Raw genomic sequence first — 20,155 nt, 5'->3', positions numbered from 1 at the left:
TATATAGAAGATTTTTTTTGCTGTTAATTATCTCGGGGCTGTTAGTGGGGTGCTCTGCATTAGCGGTATCCAAGGATCAGTTAGGGCAGACTTTGTCGATTGAAAGCCTAAAGTATTTGCCAGAGGAGGTATCCGAAACATCCGGGCTTGCTCTGTTCGGTGGTTATTTGTGGACGATTAATGACAGTGGCGGTAAGGATGCGGTCTATGCCTTTGGGGCTCAGGGTTATGAATTTGAAAAGAGAATAAAGATCGGTAATTCCAAAAATATTGATTGGGAGTCATTAGCGCAAACGGATAAACATTTATTTATAGCTGATTGTGGTAACAACAAGGGAAAGCGAAAGACACTTGATATCTATAAGGTGAGCTGGAAAAAACTAATTAAGGCAAAAGATAAAGAGAAGGTAACGGCTAAAAAAATCAGTTTTCAGTACGCCGACCGGGAGGAAGATGATCCCGGTAAAGAGCATAATTATGATTGTGAAGCATTAACTGTTGTCGGTGAAAAGCTATGGTTGTTTACTAAAAACCGGGGAGATTCACAGTCTCGCTTGTATATTTTAAATGATAAAAAATCTCAACAAGCCATTCGTTCTAGCGTCACTTTACCTGTCTCAGGGCTTATTACTGCGGCAGATTATAATCAGAAGACTGGCAAGCTGGTCTTGCTTGGCTACCAGAAAGCCAGTGTGTTTGGTCAGTCGTTTATTTGGATTATTGATGTTAAATCTGATCTGCCGGTATGGGAAAGTGCAAGATATCACACGATTTTACCTTATGGCCAGTGGGAGGCGGTGATCTGGCAGGATGATAATACCTTGTTGCTGACGGCTGAAAAGAGCCCCCTGGGAACGCAGCAGGTGGGTCGTTTACGGCTATCTGATTAAATAGCGTTTGGTGGCAGCCCAAAAGAGCGCTGCAATTACCACATTAACCATGGATTTCTATTATAATCGTCGTTTATCTGGTCATATTGAGCAGTTTTGTTATTTATATTACTCAGGAATACATCAGTAGATCATGCTTCAGATTTATAACACACTCACCAAACAAAAAGCCCCTTTTAAGCCGTTAGTAGAAGGCCAGATTAATATGTATGTCTGCGGTATTACCGTGTATGACTATTGTCATATCGGGCATGCAAGAGTGATGGTGTGTTTTGATGTCATTACGCGATACCTGCGGGCGCGCAACTGGCGTGTCAATTATGTACGTAATATCACTGATGTTGACGATAAAATTATTAAGCGCGCCCATGAAAATGGCGAAACCGTTGAGCAACTGACGGAGCGAATGATTGCAGCAATGCACGAGGATGAAGACGCGTTAGGTGTGCTTCGCCCGGATCAGGAGCCTAAGGCGACAGCGCATATTGATGAGATCCTTGCGCTTATCAGTACGCTGATTGAAAAAGGTTTTGCCTATCCCGCGTCAAACGGTGATGTTTATTATCGTGTTGAAAGATTTGCAGAATACGGCAAGTTGACGAACCAGAATGTTGATGAGCTGCGCTCCGGGTCTCGTGTTGAGGTTGATGAGGCTAAAGAGAGTCCGCTTGATTTTGTGTTATGGAAAGCCGTTAAGCCTGGTGAAGTGAGCTGGGAGTCTCCCTGGGGGGCGGGTCGACCAGGGTGGCACATTGAGTGTTCCGCCATGTCTAAATGTTGTTTGGGTGATACATTTGATATTCATGGGGGAGGTCCTGATCTGCCTTTTCCTCATCATGAAAACGAAATAGCGCAGTCCGAAGCGGCTAATGGCTGTACCTATGCCAATCACTGGATGCATGCAGGGCCGGTAAGGGTGAACAGTGAAAAAATGTCTAAATCATTAGGCAACTTCTTCACTATCAGAGATGTGTTAGCTAAGTATGATCCTGAAGTGGTACGTTTTTTCCTGGCGCGCGTACATTATCGAAGCTATATCGATTACAGCGAAGACAGTTTGAAGGAAGCGCGGGTCATGTTAGAGCGTTTTTATCAGGCTTTGAATGGCGTTAGCCTGCCAAAAAGCGCTGATGAATCTTTGGATGCGGGTTATGAGGGTGCTAAAGCGTTTGAATTACGTTTTTATGAGGCAATGGATGATGATTTCAATACACCCAAAGCGATCTCGGTGCTATTTGAAATGGTCAATGAGCTGAACAAATTAAAGAAAACCTCTGAATCGGCGGCAGTTGCTCTTGCCTCTAAGGTGCTAGAATTGGCGGGAATTCTGGGCTTGTTACAGCAGAATCCGGATGCTTTTTTAAAGGGGGCGGATAAAGAGGGTGAGATCAATGCCGCTGCCATTGAGCAGTTGATTGAGCAGCGTAATGCCGCAAAAGCGAATAAGGATTATGCGCAATCGGACAAAATTCGTGATGCTTTGGCTGAGCAGGGTGTGATTTTAAAGGATAGTCGTGAAGGGACCAGCTGGTTTCGTGAAAGCTAATTAACTTAGGTGTAGTCGCTTAGGCTTGAATATAGCAAAGCGAGCAGAAAGCTCGCTTTTTATTGTCTGAAAAGCGTTAATCTTCTTTTGATGCTGCTTCCAGTGTGTTTTCCATCAGACAAGCCACTGTCATCGGGCCTACGCCGCCGGGTACCGGAGTAATCCAGCCGGCTTTTTTAGCAGCGATGTCATAGTCTACATCACCCACCAAACGGCCATCGCTCAAACGGTTTATGCCTACGTCAATAACAATAGCGCCTTGTTTGATCCATTCACCTTTAACCAATCCCGGCTTGCCTACACCCACGACGACAATATCGGCACGTTTTACATGAAAGGCCAGGTCGTTGGTGAAGCGATGCGTTGTTGTGACCGTGCAGCCAGCCAGAAGTAACTCAAGCGACATAGGGCGGCCGACGATATTTGAAGCCCCAACCACCACGGCTTCCTGTCCGTGTAGGTCGATGCCGGTAGATTCAAGCAATTTCATAACCCCTTTCGGGGTACAAGGGCGCAAGGCGGGTAGTCGTTGTGCTAATCGGCCAAGATTGAATGGGTGAAATCCATCGACATCTTTGGCGGGTTGAATTCGCTCTAGAATCTCATTGCTATTCAGGTGTGCAGGGAGTGGCAGCTGGACCAGAATGCCGTCAACATCGGCGTTGCTGTTGAGTTCATCTACCAGTGAGAGTAGGTGTTCTTGTGTTGTTTCAAATGGCAGGTCGTATGAAATTGATTCGATGCCCACCTCAATGCAGGCGTTCTTTTTATTGCGAACATAAACATGGGAAGCGGGGTCGTTGCCGACAATAACAACGGCCAGGCAGGGAGCGCGTTTATTTTCGTTTAATCGATCTTGTATGCGTTGTGCTACCTGTCGACGAACGTCGGCAGCAATCTGTTTTCCGTCAATAATCTGTGCGCTCATTGTATTTGGCGATTCCCGATGCTGGCAATGTATCAAAATAGCGCAGATTTTCTCATGTTAAGGCGCTGCGGCCAAGTAGTCGCTGGGTGATTAGGACTAAGAAGGATGATTAAATGCTATGCAGCTTAAAAAGATATTGACGGCATACCAGTGCTCCTTTAGGATACGCCCTCCTTTATGGGGCCTTTGAATCTCGGTTCAGCAGCAGGGCCACATAAAGGATCTAGTTCGCTTAGATGTCTACGCGCCCATAGCTCAACCGGATAGAGCAACGCCCTTCTAAGGCGTAGGTTGTAGGTTCGAATCCTACTGGGCGCACCATTTCAGGCGTAGAAAGGATTAGTAGAAATCATGCTGGTAAATTTGGGCGCGAAAGCCTCAAAGCCTCTAGGTTCCAATCAGATATCGCACCCGCAAGCTAAACATCACTCTCTTTCAGCGCAGTATCGTTATTTTCGGCATTTTTTTTTAATTTGGCGATGAGCTTATCCTTGCAGCGCAAGATCCTGAGTCTTGTAACAGCTTAGTGCGAACTCAAAAATACCTCAATTCAGAACTGTAAATATCAATACACCTCGCTGATATGACATACTGAAAAATCAGCACTAATACAGCATGCTTCCGCCACTTAACTAAGACTTAACTGTGACTTAACTCTGGCCTGACTCTGTTCGTTGGAAGAAAGTAGATTACTAAATTTACGATTTACCGCGTTCAGTTAGATGATGGAGAAGTAAAATGCTTGAAACCATTGCAATTATACTTATCGTACTTTGGCTGCTAGGCTTGGTCAGCTCATACACCATAGGTGGATTTATTCATGTTCTCTTGGTGGCTGCGGTTGTGATGATACTTATTCGTCTGATTACAGGTCGACGGCTGTAATTACGCGAGTGGGTCGCTGGTGATCATGAGGTGTTTAATCGAAACGCCCAGCTTCATGAATGGCTTGATCTTGAAATATTCCTGGTAAGTATTCTGAGTTACCTTCAGCTTGATCAGTCTTGTATCGGTAAATTACCCATTTTGATTTGATCTGGGCTTTTATTTGTTTCCATTGTCCATCAGCGATTTCTGTGTTCATGACGCCGTCCTAAAACATTTAATTGTTTAAATAGTGGGCTAATAAATTATCAGTGGTCTGCCTTGCAGTATATCCATAAATTACTGGAATAATTAACAGTACGAGAAAGACAAAAAATAATATATTCCAATTAAATTTCTATTGATTGTATATTGCTCTCTAAGACAAAATTCGATTAAGTTCAGCGCGAAATCAGCACTATGCGTCGCTGCATAACATGGTTTTAAAATATATGGTTTTAAAATATATGGTTTTCAGATAAATGGTTTTCAGGTATATAGCTTTCAGGAGTGCAACGATGGATCGCCAGCTCCCGAAGTTGACGGGTTTTTAACCGGCAGCCTGAGGTATAGGCGTGACACTAAAGAGCGGACTGTAGTAGCCTGAAGATATCCGTGACAAGATGCAACAACCATCAAGGAGAATAAAAATGCCAACAACTACGACTAAAACTAAAGCAGATGAACTAGCCGCCAGTAAAGAAGCCGTGTTGAGCGCTTTCGATAAATTATTAGAGGCGAAAGAGCATTTTAAGTTGGCCGCAGAGGCCGCTGGCGTCGACATAAAGGATGAAGCAACTGAGCAATTGCTTAAAGGCCGTGACAAAACGGAAGCGCTGGGTGAGCAGGCCTCCGGTTTTATCCGCGAAAAGCCACTAGCTACGTTAGGCATTGCCTTTATTACCGGCTTTGTCATTTCTCAATTATTTACGCGTAAATGATTGAGCAGTCTGATACGGCAAGCCCGCAAGACAATGCTGACAAAGCCAGGCAGTTAGATGAGTTGCAGTTATGGGCGCGTTGGCTAGAGCAGGCGTCTGCTAACGGTTCCGATATTCTTAAACTATTACAGCTTGAGTTGCGACTCGCTCTTTCTGATAGCCCGCGCTTACTAGTATTGGCGTTGCTGTTTATCCCGATGCTGATGTTAACATGGGTTAGTTTTAGTGCGCTGCTCGCATGGCTGATTTACCTATTAAATACGTCAGTAACACAGGGCTTGCTGACTTTTTTTATTATCCAGTTCTTAGGCCTGGTGGGTGTTTCTATAGGCTGGAAGCATTACAAGAAAAGTCTAACCCTGCCATTAACCCGGCAGCATATAAGTCAGTTGGTTGGAGATCAGAGCCGTGACACGTAAATCCTTATGTCGTGATATACAGTCCGTACACCAACGCTTGAGTCTACGTCAGGGGCAATTTCAGCTGACTAACGAGCAATCAAAAGCCGCCCTGAAAGAGATCAGCCCTTATTGGCTAATAGGCGGTGGCCTGTGTGCCGGAGTAATGGCGGGTGTTATTGGCTGGCGTAAAATTTATACAGTGACGAACGCTGGTTTTAGTCTTTATCCCTTTCTGACACGTTGCGCGCGTCGTTTAATGAGTACGCATCATGATTAATAACCCTAATGATTAATAACGAAAGTGGGCAAGTCGCTACAAATAAGCCATTAACCAACGCCGATGTGCCTAAGCGCTCTGTCTATACGGTCTCCCTCTACGGCCTGCTGGCTCTGGCGCTTTTATATACCTTGTACTTCGCTAAATCATTATTAATGCCTATACTCGTCGCGCTGCTGTTTTCGTTGCTACTCAGCCCGTTGGTAACACTATTTAAGCGCTTTTACATACCGCGAACTCTGTCGGCAATTATACTGCTAGCCATGATTGGCGGGCCTGTGACGATGTTGGCTATTGAGCTAACAGAACCTGCACAAAAATGGTTGGCACAACTGCCTCAGTTGTCGACTAAGCTGACCAAAGAGTTGGATGATATTAGCCTGGCTATAAGTCCTGACTCTGCGCCTAAGGTAAATACACAAGCATCGCCCCCTAAGGAGAAAAGCTTCAAATTATTTGGCTTTTTCAGTAAAGATGACCCGCCAGAAGTAATCGTCGGAGATGGGGAGGTAGAAACCCATGTGAATAGCGAGCTTTCTGAGCATGTTATACGCGGTGGGATAGAAAAAATTATCTCTATATTGGGCGCAACACCCGTAGTCATTGCCCAGTTTGTCGCATTCGTTATTCTGGTGCTCTTTCTGTTGGTCTTTGGCCCGCGATTATATGACAGCTATCTGGAGATCTTCCTATCAGAGCAAAAGCATCGCCGGCCAGCTACGCTTAAAGGAAAGCTGCAGAAAGAGTTATCACGCTATATTCTGACGGTCACTATCATCAATACACTGCTGGGAATAGTCACTGCGGGCGTATTCTGGATGATGGATGTAGACGATGCGTTGCTCTGGGGCGCACTGGTTGGCGTACTCAACTTTGCTCCGTATGTCGGCCCTATTGTCGCTCTAATGGTACTCAGTCTTGCGGGCGTTACTCAATACGGCATGGAGTGGGTTGCACTGTTGCCGGCCGCCGTCTATTTTGGAATTAATCTGTTAGAAGCTCAATTTATAACACCGACAGTGTTGGGTCGTCACTTGCGACTAAATCCCTTGATACTAGTCGTGTGGCTGTTTATCTGGGGTTGGCTTTGGGGGGCGGCGGGTGTGCTGCTAGCCGTCCCATTGCTGGTATGCCTCAAGCTTGCAGCAGCGCAATTGAATATAATGACCGATTGGGTGAAACTAATTGAAACCAGTGCTGATCATCTTTCTGTACCTCATAGCGCGACCTCAGGCACAGACGCTCTGCTGACACTACCGGAGAACGGGTCGGAGAGCGGGGCGGAGAACGTGTTGGAGAGAGTTCCGGAAAAATAATCGGAGATAGTGAAGGAGAAAGTGATGGAGAGAGTGACGGATTAATCATTAGCTGGCCTTACAGATTATCAGCGAGAGCCTTTATTGTTTTAGGTGCATCAAAAAAGATTAAGTTAAGGATAAAGGCGTCACTACACGCTAGTAATTGGCGTCGTCACATTGGCGACGCCATTCCTGACAGCAATTGTGCTGTTATTTCTATTCCTCTTTCTTTTTATCTTTCTGCTGCGTATTTTACCCCTCATGCATCAAGCTCTAGCTGTTTGTTTCTTCTATCAGGCTGATGGTTTAAATAATCTTAATCTGTTTGCATTGGCGACCACTGTTGCTGATGAAAACGCCATAGCGCCACCTGCAATGATTGGGCTAAGCAGAATGCCTGTAAACGGGAACAGTATCCCTGCCGCAATAGGTATTCCCAGGCTGTTGTAGATGAATGCGCCGAACAGATTCTGGCGGATATTTTTTAAAGCCGCTTTAGACAACTCAATAGCATCAGCCACACTGTGTAAAGAGTTGCGGATCAGTACCATATCAGCGCTCTCGATAGCGATATCCGTGCCATTGCCAATAGCAAAGCCCACATCTGCCTGTGCCAGAGCCGGGGCGTCATTAATACCATCGCCGGCCATGGCGACAATAGCACCTTGCTGTTGTAGCTCTTTAACTTTACTGGCTTTGTCCGCCGGCATGACTTCTGCGATAAACTCATCAACGCCCACCTGTTTTGCGATGGCTGCCGCTGTCAGTTGGTTATCGCCGGTAAGCATAATCACTTTAATGCCGGCTTTTTGCAGACGCTTTATGGCGCTGGCAGAGTCGTGGCGAATAGGATCGGTTACTGCCAGTACGCCTTCTAGCTGACCATCTATGGCGATGAAGATGGGTGTGTGAGCGGTTTGTGTTAAGCGTTTGACGGCGTCGCTGACGGCCTGGGTGTTGATGTTTTGCTCATGCATCAGAGCGTGGTTGCCCAGCAAGATGTTTTGCGTTGAAATCTTGCCGCTCACTCCGCGGCCGGTGATCGCGTTAAATTGCTCAACGCTGTGTAATTCAAGATTTTTTTCTTGTGCTGCTTTTACCACCGCCTCTCCTAATGGGTGTTCTGATAGCTGCTCTAATGACGCGGCAAGTGCTAGTAGTCGATCGTCTGGGCTATGCACAGAGATAATGTCTGTCAGTGTGGGAGCGCCTTCGGTTATCGTTCCTGTTTTATCAAGGACGATTGTGTTGATCGCTGATGCTGTTTGCAGGGCCTGGGCATTGCGAATCAGTATGCCGTGTTCTGCGGCTTTGCCTACGCCAACCATGACTGACATCGGTGTCGCCAGACCGAGTGCGCAAGGGCAGGCGATAATGAGCACGGTTGTGGCCGTTATCAGCATGTAGGCGACTTTAGGTTCTGGTCCGAAAAAATACCACAGAGTCGCTGTGGCGATACTGATAAGAATGACTACCGGAACAAAAATAGATGAGATTTTATCTGCCAGGCGGGCAATCTCCGGCTTGCTGTTTTGCGCTTGTTTTATCATCTCAATAATACGGCTCAGCGCCGTTTCAGAGCCAACTCTCTCGGCAACGACTAAGAGGCTGCCAGACTTATTTAATGTGCCGCCTGAAATAGTATCGCCGCTGGTTTTATTAACAGGAAGAGGTTCTCCGGTGAGCATGGATTCATCAATATAGCTTTGCCCTTCAAGTACGCGGGCGTCGACAGGGATTTGCTCGCCGGGGCGAATGCGGATCTGATCCCCTATGTTGACCAGCTCCAGCGGTATGTCCTGCTCCTTGCCGTTGCGAATCACACGTGCGGTTTTAGGTTGTAGATCCAGTAGACGCTCTACCGCATCGGATGTCCTGCTGCGTGCTCTAAGCTCCATTGCCAACCCGAGGTTAACCAAACCGATAATCATTACGGTGGCTTCGAAGTAGATATGACGCGCGCTTTCAGGAAATAGTTGTGGAAACAATACAATCAGCATTGAAAACAACCAGGCGCTTCCTGTTCCAATAGCAATTAAGGTGTCCATAGTTGAGCTGCCGTTGCGCAGCGCAGTAATAGCACCTGAAAAGAAATGGCGACCTGAAAAATACATGATAGCCAGTGTCAGAGCGCCAATGATCCCCCACAGAATCTGGTCGTTGGTCGTTTGTACGCTCATCTCATCCATGAAAAACCCGGCCAGCATCATCGGAATACCGAGGCTAAGCGCAACTGCAGAGTGAATCAGTCGTTGTCGATATTGTGCGCTATCACTGGCTTTTTGTTTAATCCGATCCTCTGCTTCGTTTTGCGAAAGGCGGGCGCGGTAGCCGATATTGTTAAGCTCGCTGATAACAAGTTCGCTATTGACTGAGCCTTGAATATAGAGTTTTCGCTGAGGAAAGTTTACTTCAGCGTGTTCTATATCAGGAATTTTCGAGATACAGGTTTCTATCTTCTTAACACAGCCTGCGCAGGATACATTTTCAAGAATAAGAATAGTGTTCATAAATCAAAGCCTCTTAATGTTGCTGGCACGCTAACTGGTCGTGTGATTAAGCTGATTGAGGTAATATTTATTACAGTGTAAAGGTTACAGTAGCAGTAAGGTCAAATGATAAAAGTGGCTGCAGTGCGACTGACATGCCGTTGCAGAGATAGTAAGGACTGATCAGGTGAGAAAATGAATATCGCAGACGCAGCTAAGCATACGGGTCTTAGCAGCAAGACAATTCGTTATTATGAGCAACAGCAGATCATTCCGCCCGCTAAGCGGGGTGACAATGGATATCGGCAGTATGATAAGGAGCAGTTGGAGCGTTTGTTGTTTATTAAGCGTGCGCGTGCGTTAGGTTTTTCCTTGAGTGATAGTCATGAGTTGTTGCTGATTTCTCAGGACTCTGAAAGAACCAGTGCAGCGGTAAAGCAGAAGGCTGAGCGGCATTTGCATACGGTCAATCAACAGATTGAGCAGTTACAGCAAATGCGTGATGTGTTGGAAGGGGTAGTGGGGCAGTGTTTGGGAGATGATCAGGCACATTGTCCGATATTGGATAAGCTGACTCAGGGCTGATAACTTCTGTTTTAACGGGCGGGAGTCTGGATCGTTAGCAATATTTATCACCCGTTTTAAAAAGTTGCGTCATTAAAAAATCCAACTTTTTTATAGCAAAGCTAGTCTGTTGAAATAACTGCAAATTTTCTTTCAAATTTCATAATAAATTGGTTGACAGTGCGCGAAGCTATCCATAGAATACGCCCCATCTTGAGTGAGGCGCTACCTAAGCGCTGATGACAGGGAGTTTAAGACTGTTTCAATCAAGTGCGCTTTTGATACTTATCTGGTAAAAAAAGTGATTTTTAGTTATGGTGGGCGTAGCTCAGTTGGTAGAGCTCCGGATTGTGATTCCGGCGGTCGTGGGTTCAAGCCCCATCGTTCACCCCATGCTAAAAGATCGAATGCGGATGTGGTGAAATTGGTATACACGCTGGTTTTAGGTACCAGTGCCGCAAGGCGTGAGAGTTCGAGTCTCTCCATCCGCACCATTTACCGTCCTGGTAAATGGTGTTTTTGTTTGTAGTGGTGGGCGTAGCTCAGTTGGTAGAGCTCCGGATTGTGATTCCGGCGGTCGTGGGTTCAAGCCCCATCGTTCACCCCATATCTTTTTTTCTCTGATTTCATTAATAATTCACTCCTTTGCCCGATAAAGTTAACTTGAGTGCCTGTTTTTCCGTAATCACTTGACTAATATGCTCAAGTGCCGGAAAATTTCGCGCTTTAGAATTTTTGACTTGGAAGTATAATCGAGTCTTATTTAAACGACTTTGTGAACTAATCAGGTAAGTATTCCGGTAAACTAGTTCATAAAGATCGATAAACCGGTACATAGTATTTTTTTGTGAGGAATTCCATGCAAGTTTCTGTTGAAACGACCTCCGTTCTAGAGCGTCAGATGACAATCACTGTGCCAGCAGAGCGCATTGAAAGTGATGTAAATAAAAGAGTTCAGCAAGCTGCTCGTACTCAGCGTTTGGACGGTTTCCGCCCTGGCAAGGTTCCTATGAAAGTTGCTAAGCAACGTTTCGGTGCCGGTATTCGTCAGGATGTTATCAGTGAAGTCCTTCAGCAGAGCTTTTATGAAGCTGTGCAGCAGGAAAAAATTACCCCTGCTGGTGGTCCTCAAATCGAATTCAAAAATGATAAAGATGGTGAAGACTTCCAGTTCGTAGCAACATTTGAAGTTTATCCTGAAGTCACTTTGGCTGATTTTTCTGCTGTAGAGATCGATAAACAGAGCTCTGAAGTGAAAGATGCTGATTTGGAGCAGATGATTGATACGTTGCGTAAGCAGCAAGCTAACTGGACAGAAGTCGAACACGCCTCTGTTGACGGAGATCGTCTGAAGATTGACTTTGAAGGTTTCATCGATGGTGAAGCATTTGAAGGTGGAAAAGCAGAGGGCATGGACCTGGTTCTGGGTTCAAACTCAATGATTCCAGGGTTTGAAGATGCTCTTGTCGGCGCTAAAGCGGGCGATGAAGTAGAGGTTAAAGCGACTTTCCCGGAAGATTATCACGCTGAAAACCTGAAAGGCAAAGAAGCTTCATTCAACGTAAAAGTACTGACAGTGTCTACGCCTGAGTTGCCAGAGCTGAACGAAGAGTTTTTTGGTAAATTCGGAATTGAAGCCGCTGATCTGGAGTCATTTAAAGTTGAAGTGCGTTCTAATATGGAACGTGAAATGAAAAATGCTCTGAAAATGAAACTTAAAGACCAGGTTTTCACTCAGTTGGTCGATCTTAACGGAATTGAAGTGCCAAGCGCTTTGGTTGACAGTGAAATCGATAATCTGCGTAAGCAAGCAGTACAGCGTTTTGGTGGCGGTGCAGAGATTGACCCTAACATGTTGCCTAAAGAGATGTTTGAAGATCAGGCTAAGCGTCGTGTTACTGTAGGCTTGCTGGTACAGGAAGTGATAAAAGCTAACGAAATCAAAGCGGATGATGCGCGCGTACGTTCTACTATCGAAGAGATGGCTAGTACTTACCAGGAGCCTCAGGAAGTGATTGACTGGTACTACAGCAATGATGAAATGCTGAATCAGGTTAAGAGTTTAGTGTTGGAAGATTTAGTGATTGAGCACTTGCTTGCTTCTGCTAAAGTATCTGACTCGGTGGTTGCTTATGAAGATGCAATCAAGCCTGCTCAACAATAAAGTGACGCATTGACTGAATGAAAAACGGCAGTTGGTGCTGATCCGCTGTCGTTTTTTGTTTATTAAGGATAAGGAGTAAAGTGCATGTCAGTATTCCATCAGGATAATGCTAAGATCATTGAGAACTCTGGTCTGGTGCCGATGGTAGTAGAGCAGTCTGCTCGCGGTGAGCGTGCGTATGATATCTATTCTCGTCTTCTTAAAGAGAGGGTTATCTTTCTTGTTGGCCAGGTTGAAGATCATATGGCGAACCTGATCGTTGCTCAGATGCTGTTTCTGGAAGCTGAAAATCCAGATAAAGATATTCATTTGTACATTAATTCCCCAGGCGGCTCTGTTACTGCAGGTCTGGCAATTTACGATACTATGCAGTTCATCAAGCCAGACGTCAGCACTATGTGTATTGGTCAGGCGGCCAGTATGGGCGCGTTTTTGTTGTCTGCCGGAGCGGCAGGTAAGCGCCATGCCTTGCCTAATGCGCGTGTCATGATTCATCAACCATTAGGTGGATATCAAGGCCAGGCAACAGATATTGAGATCCACACCAAAGAAATTCTTAGTATTCGTGAAAAGTTGAATCGTATCTTGGCTGAGCATACCGGCCAGGACATTGAAAATATCAGACGTGATACTGACAGGGATAACTTTATGGATCCTGTTGCAGCAGCAGAATATGGTCTGATTGATTCAGTATTAGATAAGCGTCAGGGTCAATAAAGTCTGGTTAGCGGGACCTATTAATGTGGCTGAGCGTTGAAAAGAAAGTTGAAAAGGTCGTCACCAGCCGCTATTAATTAAATTACCGCTTTGCTGGAATGAGTATGAGGTAGGTTGAATGAGCGATAATATCGACGATAAAGATAATGAGCAGGGCAAGCTTTTTTGTTCATTCTGTGGGAAAAATCAGGATGAAGTTAAAAAGCTGATTGCTGGTCCGTCAGTCTTTATTTGTGACGAATGTGTAGACCTGTGTAACGATATTATTCGTGAAGAAATACGGGAAATCGATGAGCAGGAAGCGCAAGAGCGATTACCTATTCCTGCTGAAATCAAAGCAAAGCTGGATGATTATGTTATAGGTCAGGACCGTGCTAAAAAAGTACTGGCCGTAGCGGTGTACAATCACTATAAGCGTTTACGCTTTCAAAGCAGCTCAGCAAACAAAGATATTGAATTAAGTAAAAGTAATATTTTGCTGATCGGGCCTACCGGTAGTGGTAAAACATTGCTGGCGCAAACCCTGGCGCGTCTGCTGAATGTGCCTTTTACTATCGCGGATGCGACCACGCTGACTGAAGCCGGTTATGTGGGCGAGGATGTTGAGAATATCATTCAGAAATTATTACAGAAATGTGATTACGATATAGAGCGTGCACAGCTGGGTATCGTCTATATCGATGAAATCGATAAAATCTCAAGAAAATCCGATAACCCGTCAATTACCCGTGATGTTTCGGGTGAAGGTGTGCAGCAGGCATTACTCAAGCTAATCGAAGGTACGGTTGCTTCCGTTCCTCCTCAAGGTGGCCGCAAGCATCCTCAGCAAGAGTTCCTGCAGGTAGATACTTCAAACATCCTGTTTATTTGTGGTGGTGCTTTTGCGGGTCTGGAGCAGATTATTCGTGATCGCTCTGAGAAAAGCTCAATCGGCTTTAATGCCAGCGTGAAAAGTAAGGCCGATACAAAATCCATCTCAGATACGTTACTGGATATTGAAGCGGAAGACCTGGTTAAATTTGGTTTGATTCCTGAGTTCGTAGGGCGTCTGCCAATGATAGCCACGCTGGGTGAGCTTGATGAAGAAGCATTGATGCAGATACTGACAGAGCCTAAAAATAGCTTAGTGCGCCAATATACTAAGTTGTTTGAAATGGAAGGTGCTGAAGTCGACTTCCGTAAAGAGGCATTACATGCGATCGCTAAACATGCCTTAGAGCGTAAAACCGGTGCGCGTGGTTTACGTTCAATTCTGGAAGGGACCTTGTTGGATATCATGTACCAGCTACCTTCTCTGGAAAATGTCAGTAAAGTAGTGATTGATGAGGGCGTGATAGATGGTACATCTGAGCCTATTTTGATCTACGAGACGCAGGAAGCAAAAGCTACTGCCGAGAAGTAGTACTGATTCGACAGAATAAAAAAGGACGCTGATGCGTCCTTTTTGTTGTTCTGGCCCTGTCCTAAAGGGGGGTCGTGGGGGGCTATTCTTCTTCGCCTTTCAGGGTGCGTTTGATCTGTTCAACAACCCGGCTTGGCAGGCGACGAATCAGCAAGACCTGTTTTTCCTCATCAAACTCTATTTCGCTACCTGAGCCCAGAGGCCCCAAAGAGCGTTTGGCAAAGTCGAGCTGCCAGTTGTCTGCTTTTGCTTTTAGTTTGGTCAGGGCATTCAGAGTATGCGTATGGGGTTGAAACTCCTGGCTGACCTGATATTTTTCGCTGTTGGCAAAACGGCCGAACTTTCCAGTGATCTCTTCTGTTTTTTCAGTTGGAATATGCTGATCAAAGATCTGTTCGATGTCTGGTAGGTTTGCCGTGTTTTTTTCAGAGCGCTGGCGGCTGAGATAGCTGACGACATCTTCGACAACCTGCTCTCTTTCATCGTACATGCCATTTTGCGTGCAGAAATCTCGTGTGGCACGGATCAGGTCACCCGTAGATTTTTTCGAGGGCATTACATCAGTGCAGCCAAAGGCATTTGAAAAATAATGAGTCACATCGCCTTTTTCTTTTGTGCCCATAAAGCTTAAATAGCTGTCTTTTCCTTTTTGATAGGAGGTGATATTGATCTTGGCTGCCTGATGAAGTTTATCCAGATCCACTTCATTTACTTCTGTAGGGCTGAGTTGATCGTTAAGTGAGATGGCTGAGCGGTTGCGCACTAATGCCACCAGCAGAAATTCATAACGTTCTTGTTGGTAGTGGGCGAAGATAATATAACCGCCTGTCGCATTTCGCGACGAGGGTGCATCCATCGCGGCGGCCAATTGTGCGATCCCCAGGTCAGCCAGTTTAAGGAAGTTGGCAGGCGACTGTTCTTCGCTGAGATAGTTCTCAAACCCCTGGATAAAAGGGTAACCGTCACGGTTCTCTTTATTGAAAGATCCGTGTGTCAGCGTAGAGCGTCGTGCTAATGCGTTATTTAATGCCAACACCATATCTGGAACTACCGGATGTTGAGTGTTCACATTACCACCACGCTCACTGATAACAGTGGCCTGATCTTCCTCTTTATGCAGTTCCCTTATTACCAGATGCTTTAATTCCACAACGATTCCCGAATCTGTTTATCAAAGACTGAATTTTATGTGAAAGGCGGGGTAATGTCAGGGTTATCTTTATTCTTGTGTATCAAATCTGACTGGCTCGCCGTTAGTCAGCTGTGACATCATGATTGAGTTTAAGCAGTTGAGTTTAAGCGGTAGTGCATGCACTATTTGCATGATATTGAGTTTATGCGAGATTCCAGGAGAGAGCCCTATGCGTTGGAAAAGTAGTCGTCGCAGTACGAATATTGAAGATCGTCGTTCTGAGTCGGCGGACTCGGGTGGATCAGGACGTGGTTTTCGTATTGGCAGCGGGGGCAAGAAGGGTGGCATTGGTATTATTCTGGTAGCGGTCGTTGTCCTGCTGATGGGAGGCGATCCGAGTACCCTTATTAATATGCTTCTGGGTGGTGGCTCTGTGCCTGTCCAAACTCAGACGATGTCGCGAATCGCGCCGAGTCAGGCACCGACTGATGAGATGGCAGAGTTCGTTTCAGTGGTGCTGGCCGATACTGAGGATACCTGGACTCCGTTATTCCAGCAGATGGGTAAAACATACCAAAAGCCGCGTCTGGTGCTGTTTCGTGGTGCTGTGAAATCAGCGTGCGGAACGGCGCAGTCTGCTATGGGGCCGTTTTATTGTCCCGGCGACCAGAAAGTCTATATCGATCTTAGTTTTTATGAAGAGCTGAAACATGCATTTAAAGCCCCGGGTGATTTTGCTCAGGCGTATGTTATTGCTCATGAAGTAGGCCATCACGTACAACAACAGTTTGGTATTTTGCAAAAAATTCATCAGATGCAGCGTGACATGCCTAAGTCAGAAGCCAATGTTTTGTCGGTTAAGCTGGAGCTGCAGGCAGATTGCCTGGCCGGGATTTGGGCGTTTCATGCTAACCGTGTCAGGAACATTGTCGAGCCGGGTGATATTGATGAAGCAATGAATGCGGCCAGTAAAATAGGTGATGATGCTATCCAGAAGCGTGCTCAAGGCTATGCGGTGCGCGATTCGTTTACACATGGAACATCGGCGCAACGTGTCAAATGGTTTAATCAGGGCTTCACGCGTGGCGATGTACAGAGCTGCAATACCTTCAGTAGCTAATCGTTTAACGTAACCGCAGCGCTATCTTTTTAAGATGGGGCTGTACTGAGACGCGTATAAGCTCTATGCTGCTGGCATAGAAATGATGTGAGGAAATACATAATGCCATATGACGCTGAGCTGGTAGCAGAACTGAATCTACTGAACCATTTTAATCTGGGGACTACGCAAGAAGGTATCAAAGTTCACCATAGCGCAGGGCCGCAAATGGTCGCTGCTGCAAAGCGCTTGTTTGATAAAGACCTGATCAGCCAGGAAGATGGTGGTTATCTGACAGACCTTGGGCATGATGCGGCTGAGCATTCTCAAAATCTGTTAATGATTTTAACGACTCCCGTTCAAGTGGATACGACTTCCTAAACACACATGGCACTTAAACCAACCATCTATAAGGTGGATTTGCAGCTGGTTGATATGAATCGAGATTTATATACCAGCTGTAAACTCACGCTTGCACAGCATCCCTCTGAAACTCAAGAACGCATGATGATCCGGCTGATGGTTTATGGTCTGAACTATCATGAAGATTTGCAGTTTAGCCGCGGTTTATCTGCAACAGATGAACCCGATCTTTGGGAATGTGGTTTAGATGGGCAGGTAAATCACTGGCTTGAAGTCGGGCAGGCAACGCCTGAACGTATCCGTAAAGCCGTCAGTCGCTCTCCTAAGGTGTCTCTATATGCATTTGGGCGTGAATCGGATATCTGGTGGGGGCGTGCTCAGGAGGCTTTTAAGGGGCTTCCTCGCGTGGCTGTCTGGCAGTTTAATGCAGAGCAAAGCGCTTCACTTCCCGCTCTGCTTGAGCGTAACACTTCTGTTACGATGACGATTACTGATAATGAGATCTATCTGAATAAAGATGAACTGCAGTTAACGCTAGGATTCAGGCAGCTTCTGTAAATGGCAGCTCTATAGCTATGAGTTAAGTGGAATCAGACGCGTTGCACAAGGTTGGGGCCGCTGACCAGCAAGCGTAAAAGATCACTGCGACAAACAATACCAACCACTTTGTGATCCTGTTCTACGACAGGGACACAGCTTACCTTTTGTTCCATAAAAATCAGCGCTATTTCCCGCACCAATGTATCCGGGCTAACAGCAATCAGTGCACTACTGAGTAAATTAGCAACAAAGCTATTTGAGTCAGATCCGGATCTGAGCAGGTTTTCGCCTGTGATAACCCCAAGAGGGTGCGCATTGCCGTTAACAATGACCAAGTGGTTAACACCTTCGCGCTGCATTAACTCCCAGGCAAATTTTACAGTATCGAATTGACCAACAGTAATGACCGGGGAGTTCATGATATGCAGAGCAATCAAACGCCGACGGTCCTGAAGTGTGTCAGACTTACGTCCGGTTTCTTCGTAGAGGCGCGATGAAACAAGTGTTGAGCGTGTACCGTTTGTGAGTGGAGAGCTGGCAGGTTTGTTTTGTGTCGTAATTTGAGGATTGTTGATGGTGTTATTTTGGGATGAATTTTTAGATGCACTGCTCCTGTTGGTGGCGGCAATACCACGCTGTGGGAACTGTGCTGCTGACGGGTTCTTTACAAGGTTCCCGTTGTCATAGATTAACAACGCCATCTACTGTCTCCGAACATCAATGTTTATTTTATCGGCGAGTAATGATTTTACTTTACTTCTTTTGCTTAAATATTAGTCATTAATCTTTAACAATCATTCAACAATTTAAAGCTTCGATGTGAGAAAAGGGACCCGAACCTGAATGTTTGCAGAATAGTGTCATTATTCTACGACAAATCATCATATAAGAATAGGCTTTAGGATATATATTAGATTATGCTAAAATAGATAAGTCGATTATATTGAGGTGCTATATGTTTCGTTCACTGACAAATTTATTGATGGTTTGCTCAATGCTAGCGGTAACCTATAAGCCCGCTCAAGCGCGAGATCTTGCATCGATAATCGTTGTTAAAACAACGATGCCTTTTGAGCGCTTTTTAGAAGGTAGTGTAGAAGCGATATCCCGGGCTACTGTTTCCGCTTAAACGAGTGGTTTAGTTGATCAGGTACTAGTAGATGTTGGAGATCATGTCCTAGCGGGTACTGTGATCCTGAAACTCGTAAGTATCGATCAGAAAGAAGGGTTGAATCAGGCTCTGGCAGCTTTACACGAGGCTCTGGTGCAGCGTAAAGCAGAAGCTCAGCAGTAAGAGCGTGTTAAATCTTTGTATGACAAGAAGCTGCTTTCTAAAGCCAGTTATGCCAGTGCAGTCGCTAGTTACAACAGTGCTAAAGCACGCGTTGCCAGTGCGAAGGCGGCGCTGAATCGTGCTCAGCAGCAGGTCTCTTATACTGAAATAAAAGCGGCTTATGGCGGTGTAGCCAGTGGTCGGCATGTCTAAGTGGGCGAAGCTGTGCAGCTTGGTATGCCATTAATTAGCGGTTTTGATCCAGATAGCTTGCGAGTCTTTGTTGAGCTGCCGCAGTCAATTGCCGCGATTGCCAGAAGTAAACCCACTATTCGCGTCGTGTTAAATAATGGGGCTAGCGTCCTCCCTATGAAAACCACTTTTTTCCCCATTGCTGATGCAGGAACGGGCACAGTGCGTATGCGCCTCCAATTACCTCAGGCTCAGCAGAGCCTATATCCCGGGCAGTTGGTAAAAGTAGCGGTTCAGGTGGGTGACCGGGAACGACTGCTAGTGCTTGCCACTAGTATTGTTTATCGCTCAGAAGTGGCAGGTGTATATGTCATTCATTCAGAAAAAATGGTTCTGACAATAGAGTCGTGACTGGACAGCCTCAGTTGCGTCAGGTGAGGGTAGGTAATTGATTTGCTGACAAAGTTGAGATACCAGCTGGCTTGATGGCGGAGGAAACAATAGCAACAGGCCCTATTCTGGAGGGAATCGTTTCTGCTGGCTTGCAGTTTCATGAGGGAAATAGTTGATGGAGAAGCCTTTGGGTTTTTCAGGTGCTATTGCGAACCGTTTTATGCGCTTGCAACTCAGACCGTTGCTGGCCTTGGTTGGGGTATTGCTGGGACTTTTTGCTGCGCTGTTGAACTCGCAGTTCACGGCAATCTCCATGATCGGTATGATCGCGTTGGCGGGTATTATTGTGTGTAACTCGATTTTGCTGGTAGATTTTATCAACCACCTGATTGCACGTGGCGTAGCCCTTGAAGCCGCTGTAGTAAAGGCTGCCAGTGTCAGAGCTAAGCCGATAGTATTAACGGCGGTTGCGGCGATGATGGGCGCATTTTTTATCTTGGACGCCCCTATTTTTAATGGACTAGCAGTCAGTCTTATTTTTGGTTTGCTGGTGTATACGTTGTTAACGCTGATAGTTATTCCGTTGCTGTATTACAGCCTGTTACGTCGTCGTTGATCTTCGCCCTTGGTAGAAAAGGTTTACGGATACGAGGCCCTACAGATCCATAGGGCCGTAAATCAA

The 20,155-nt window shown here is 45.8% G+C and carries 23 protein-coding genes and 4 tRNA genes; 22 read left to right on the top strand and 5 right to left on the bottom strand.

Going from position 1 to position 20,155, the window contains the following annotated elements:
• Positions 1-17 precede the first annotated feature (17 nt).
• Positions 18-890: a hypothetical protein gene (locus BM099_RS13515; protein ID WP_143083778.1), complete on the top strand. Its 873-nt coding sequence runs from the start codon at positions 18-20 to the stop codon at positions 888-890.
• A gap of 133 nt (positions 891-1,023) precedes the next feature.
• Complete coding sequence (cysS, locus tag BM099_RS13510) at positions 1,024-2,436, top strand: cysteine--tRNA ligase (RefSeq protein ID WP_090728654.1); 1,413 nt, start codon at positions 1,024-1,026, stop codon at positions 2,434-2,436.
• A gap of 76 nt (positions 2,437-2,512) precedes the next feature.
• Here the strand turns inward: cysS and folD are convergent, their stop codons facing one another.
• Positions 2,513-3,364 carry a bifunctional methylenetetrahydrofolate dehydrogenase/methenyltetrahydrofolate cyclohydrolase FolD gene (gene folD, locus BM099_RS13505; RefSeq protein ID WP_090728653.1) on the bottom strand — a complete coding sequence of 284 codons (852 nt, stop codon included), beginning with the start codon at positions 3,362-3,364 and terminating at the stop codon, positions 2,513-2,515.
• 244 nt (positions 3,365-3,608) lie between these two features.
• Here folD and BM099_RS13500 point away from each other — a divergent pair.
• Positions 3,609-3,685 (top strand) — tRNA-Arg (locus tag BM099_RS13500).
• 417 nt (positions 3,686-4,102) lie between these two features.
• Entirely contained in the window at positions 4,103-4,249 is a 147-nt protein-coding gene (locus BM099_RS20340) for a lmo0937 family membrane protein (RefSeq protein WP_143083777.1), read from the top strand.
• A gap of 34 nt (positions 4,250-4,283) precedes the next feature.
• Here BM099_RS20340 and BM099_RS20465 read toward each other — a convergent pair whose 3' ends face one another.
• A complete protein-coding gene (locus tag BM099_RS20465) occupies positions 4,284-4,448 on the bottom strand; it encodes a hypothetical protein (RefSeq protein ID WP_177201181.1) in 165 nt (54 codons plus the stop codon).
• Positions 4,449-4,878: 430 nt separating this feature from the next.
• On the opposite strand from BM099_RS20465, the gene BM099_RS13495 reads away from it, so the two are divergent.
• Genes BM099_RS13495 through BM099_RS13480 form a run of 4 tightly spaced genes read left to right on the top strand, consistent with a single transcriptional unit; the run spans position 4,879 to position 7,163 of the window.
• Entirely contained in the window at positions 4,879-5,169 is a 291-nt protein-coding gene (locus BM099_RS13495; RefSeq protein WP_090728652.1) for a DUF883 domain-containing protein, read from the top strand.
• Complete coding sequence (locus BM099_RS13490) at positions 5,166-5,588, top strand: hypothetical protein (RefSeq protein WP_090728651.1); 423 nt, start codon at positions 5,166-5,168, stop codon at positions 5,586-5,588. The genes BM099_RS13495 and BM099_RS13490 overlap by 4 nt, the downstream gene beginning before the upstream one ends.
• Complete coding sequence (locus BM099_RS13485) at positions 5,578-5,847, top strand: hypothetical protein (protein ID WP_090728650.1); 270 nt, start codon at positions 5,578-5,580, stop codon at positions 5,845-5,847. The genes BM099_RS13490 and BM099_RS13485 overlap by 11 nt, the downstream gene beginning before the upstream one ends.
• A gap of 8 nt (positions 5,848-5,855) precedes the next feature.
• Entirely contained in the window at positions 5,856-7,163 is a 1,308-nt protein-coding gene (locus BM099_RS13480) for an AI-2E family transporter (RefSeq protein ID WP_090728649.1), read from the top strand.
• Between the two features lie 275 nt (positions 7,164-7,438).
• Here the strand turns inward: BM099_RS13480 and BM099_RS13475 are convergent, their stop codons facing one another.
• Entirely contained in the window at positions 7,439-9,655 is a 2,217-nt protein-coding gene (locus tag BM099_RS13475; RefSeq protein ID WP_090728648.1) for a heavy metal translocating P-type ATPase, read from the bottom strand.
• Positions 9,656-9,829: 174 nt separating this feature from the next.
• Here BM099_RS13475 and cueR point away from each other — a divergent pair, with 174 nt between their 5' ends.
• From cueR to clpX, 7 genes are all read left to right on the top strand, one after another.
• On the top strand, positions 9,830-10,219 hold the full coding sequence (gene cueR / locus BM099_RS13470; RefSeq protein ID WP_090728647.1) for a Cu(I)-responsive transcriptional regulator: 390 nt from the start codon (positions 9,830-9,832) through the stop codon (positions 10,217-10,219).
• A gap of 296 nt (positions 10,220-10,515) precedes the next feature.
• Positions 10,516-10,591 (top strand) — tRNA-His (locus tag BM099_RS13465).
• A 16-nt stretch (positions 10,592-10,607) separates the two neighbouring features.
• Positions 10,608-10,692: transfer RNA gene (locus tag BM099_RS13460), tRNA-Leu, on the top strand.
• A 37-nt stretch (positions 10,693-10,729) separates the two neighbouring features.
• Positions 10,730-10,805, top strand: a tRNA-His gene (locus BM099_RS13455).
• A gap of 252 nt (positions 10,806-11,057) precedes the next feature.
• Complete coding sequence (tig, locus tag BM099_RS13450; RefSeq protein WP_090728646.1) at positions 11,058-12,362, top strand: trigger factor; 1,305 nt, start codon at positions 11,058-11,060, stop codon at positions 12,360-12,362.
• 84 nt (positions 12,363-12,446) lie between these two features.
• Positions 12,447-13,079, top strand: coding sequence for an ATP-dependent Clp endopeptidase proteolytic subunit ClpP (clpP, locus tag BM099_RS13445; protein ID WP_090728645.1), 633 nt, complete (start codon positions 12,447-12,449; stop codon positions 13,077-13,079).
• Between the two features lie 118 nt (positions 13,080-13,197).
• Positions 13,198-14,481, top strand: a complete 1,284-nt coding sequence (clpX, locus tag BM099_RS13440; RefSeq protein WP_090728644.1) for an ATP-dependent Clp protease ATP-binding subunit ClpX — start codon at positions 13,198-13,200, stop codon at positions 14,479-14,481.
• Positions 14,482-14,563: 82 nt separating this feature from the next.
• On the opposite strand, the gene BM099_RS13435 is transcribed toward clpX, so the two are convergent.
• Positions 14,564-15,631 (bottom strand): nucleoid-associated protein, encoded by a 1,068-nt coding sequence (locus BM099_RS13435; protein ID WP_090728643.1) that lies wholly within the window; start codon positions 15,629-15,631, stop codon positions 14,564-14,566.
• A gap of 211 nt (positions 15,632-15,842) precedes the next feature.
• On the opposite strand from BM099_RS13435, the gene ypfJ reads away from it, so the two are divergent.
• From ypfJ to BM099_RS13420, 3 genes are all read left to right on the top strand, one after another.
• A complete protein-coding gene (gene ypfJ, locus BM099_RS13430; RefSeq protein ID WP_090728642.1) occupies positions 15,843-16,733 on the top strand; it encodes a KPN_02809 family neutral zinc metallopeptidase in 891 nt (296 codons plus the stop codon).
• A gap of 102 nt (positions 16,734-16,835) precedes the next feature.
• Positions 16,836-17,093 carry a TIGR02647 family protein gene (locus BM099_RS13425; RefSeq protein ID WP_090728641.1) on the top strand — a complete coding sequence of 86 codons (258 nt, stop codon included), beginning with the start codon at positions 16,836-16,838 and terminating at the stop codon, positions 17,091-17,093.
• Positions 17,094-17,099: 6 nt separating this feature from the next.
• Positions 17,100-17,633: a YaeQ family protein gene (locus BM099_RS13420; protein ID WP_090728640.1), complete on the top strand. Its 534-nt coding sequence runs from the start codon at positions 17,100-17,102 to the stop codon at positions 17,631-17,633.
• A 32-nt stretch (positions 17,634-17,665) separates the two neighbouring features.
• Here the strand turns inward: BM099_RS13420 and BM099_RS13415 are convergent, their stop codons facing one another.
• The gene (locus tag BM099_RS13415) at positions 17,666-18,316 is read right to left on the bottom strand and encodes a CBS domain-containing protein (protein WP_090728639.1); all 651 of its coding nucleotides are present in this window, start codon (positions 18,314-18,316) and stop codon (positions 17,666-17,668) included.
• Between the two features lie 254 nt (positions 18,317-18,570).
• Here BM099_RS13415 and BM099_RS20460 point away from each other — a divergent pair, with 254 nt between their 5' ends.
• The 4 genes from BM099_RS20460 (at position 18,571) to BM099_RS13405 (ending at position 20,089) form a co-directional block, all read left to right on the top strand.
• Positions 18,571-18,744, top strand: a complete 174-nt coding sequence (locus BM099_RS20460) for a hypothetical protein (RefSeq protein WP_177201180.1) — start codon at positions 18,571-18,573, stop codon at positions 18,742-18,744.
• A gap of 180 nt (positions 18,745-18,924) precedes the next feature.
• A complete protein-coding gene (locus BM099_RS20455) occupies positions 18,925-19,101 on the top strand; it encodes a hypothetical protein (protein ID WP_177201179.1) in 177 nt (58 codons plus the stop codon).
• 24 nt (positions 19,102-19,125) lie between these two features.
• Positions 19,126-19,491 carry an efflux RND transporter periplasmic adaptor subunit gene (locus tag BM099_RS13410; RefSeq protein WP_143083776.1) on the top strand — a complete coding sequence of 122 codons (366 nt, stop codon included), beginning with the start codon at positions 19,126-19,128 and terminating at the stop codon, positions 19,489-19,491.
• 157 nt (positions 19,492-19,648) lie between these two features.
• On the top strand, positions 19,649-20,089 hold the full coding sequence (locus BM099_RS13405; RefSeq protein ID WP_143083775.1) for an efflux RND transporter permease subunit: 441 nt from the start codon (positions 19,649-19,651) through the stop codon (positions 20,087-20,089).
• The last annotated feature ends 66 nt before the right edge of the window (positions 20,090-20,155 follow it).

It is taken from the genome of Neptunomonas qingdaonensis, from assembly GCF_900113275.1.
Taxonomy (GTDB): Bacteria; Pseudomonadota; Gammaproteobacteria; order Pseudomonadales; family Balneatricaceae; genus Neptunomonas; species Neptunomonas qingdaonensis.
Note: the sequence above shows the minus strand (reverse complement) of the source record. Positions and strands in the feature narration are given on the sequence as shown.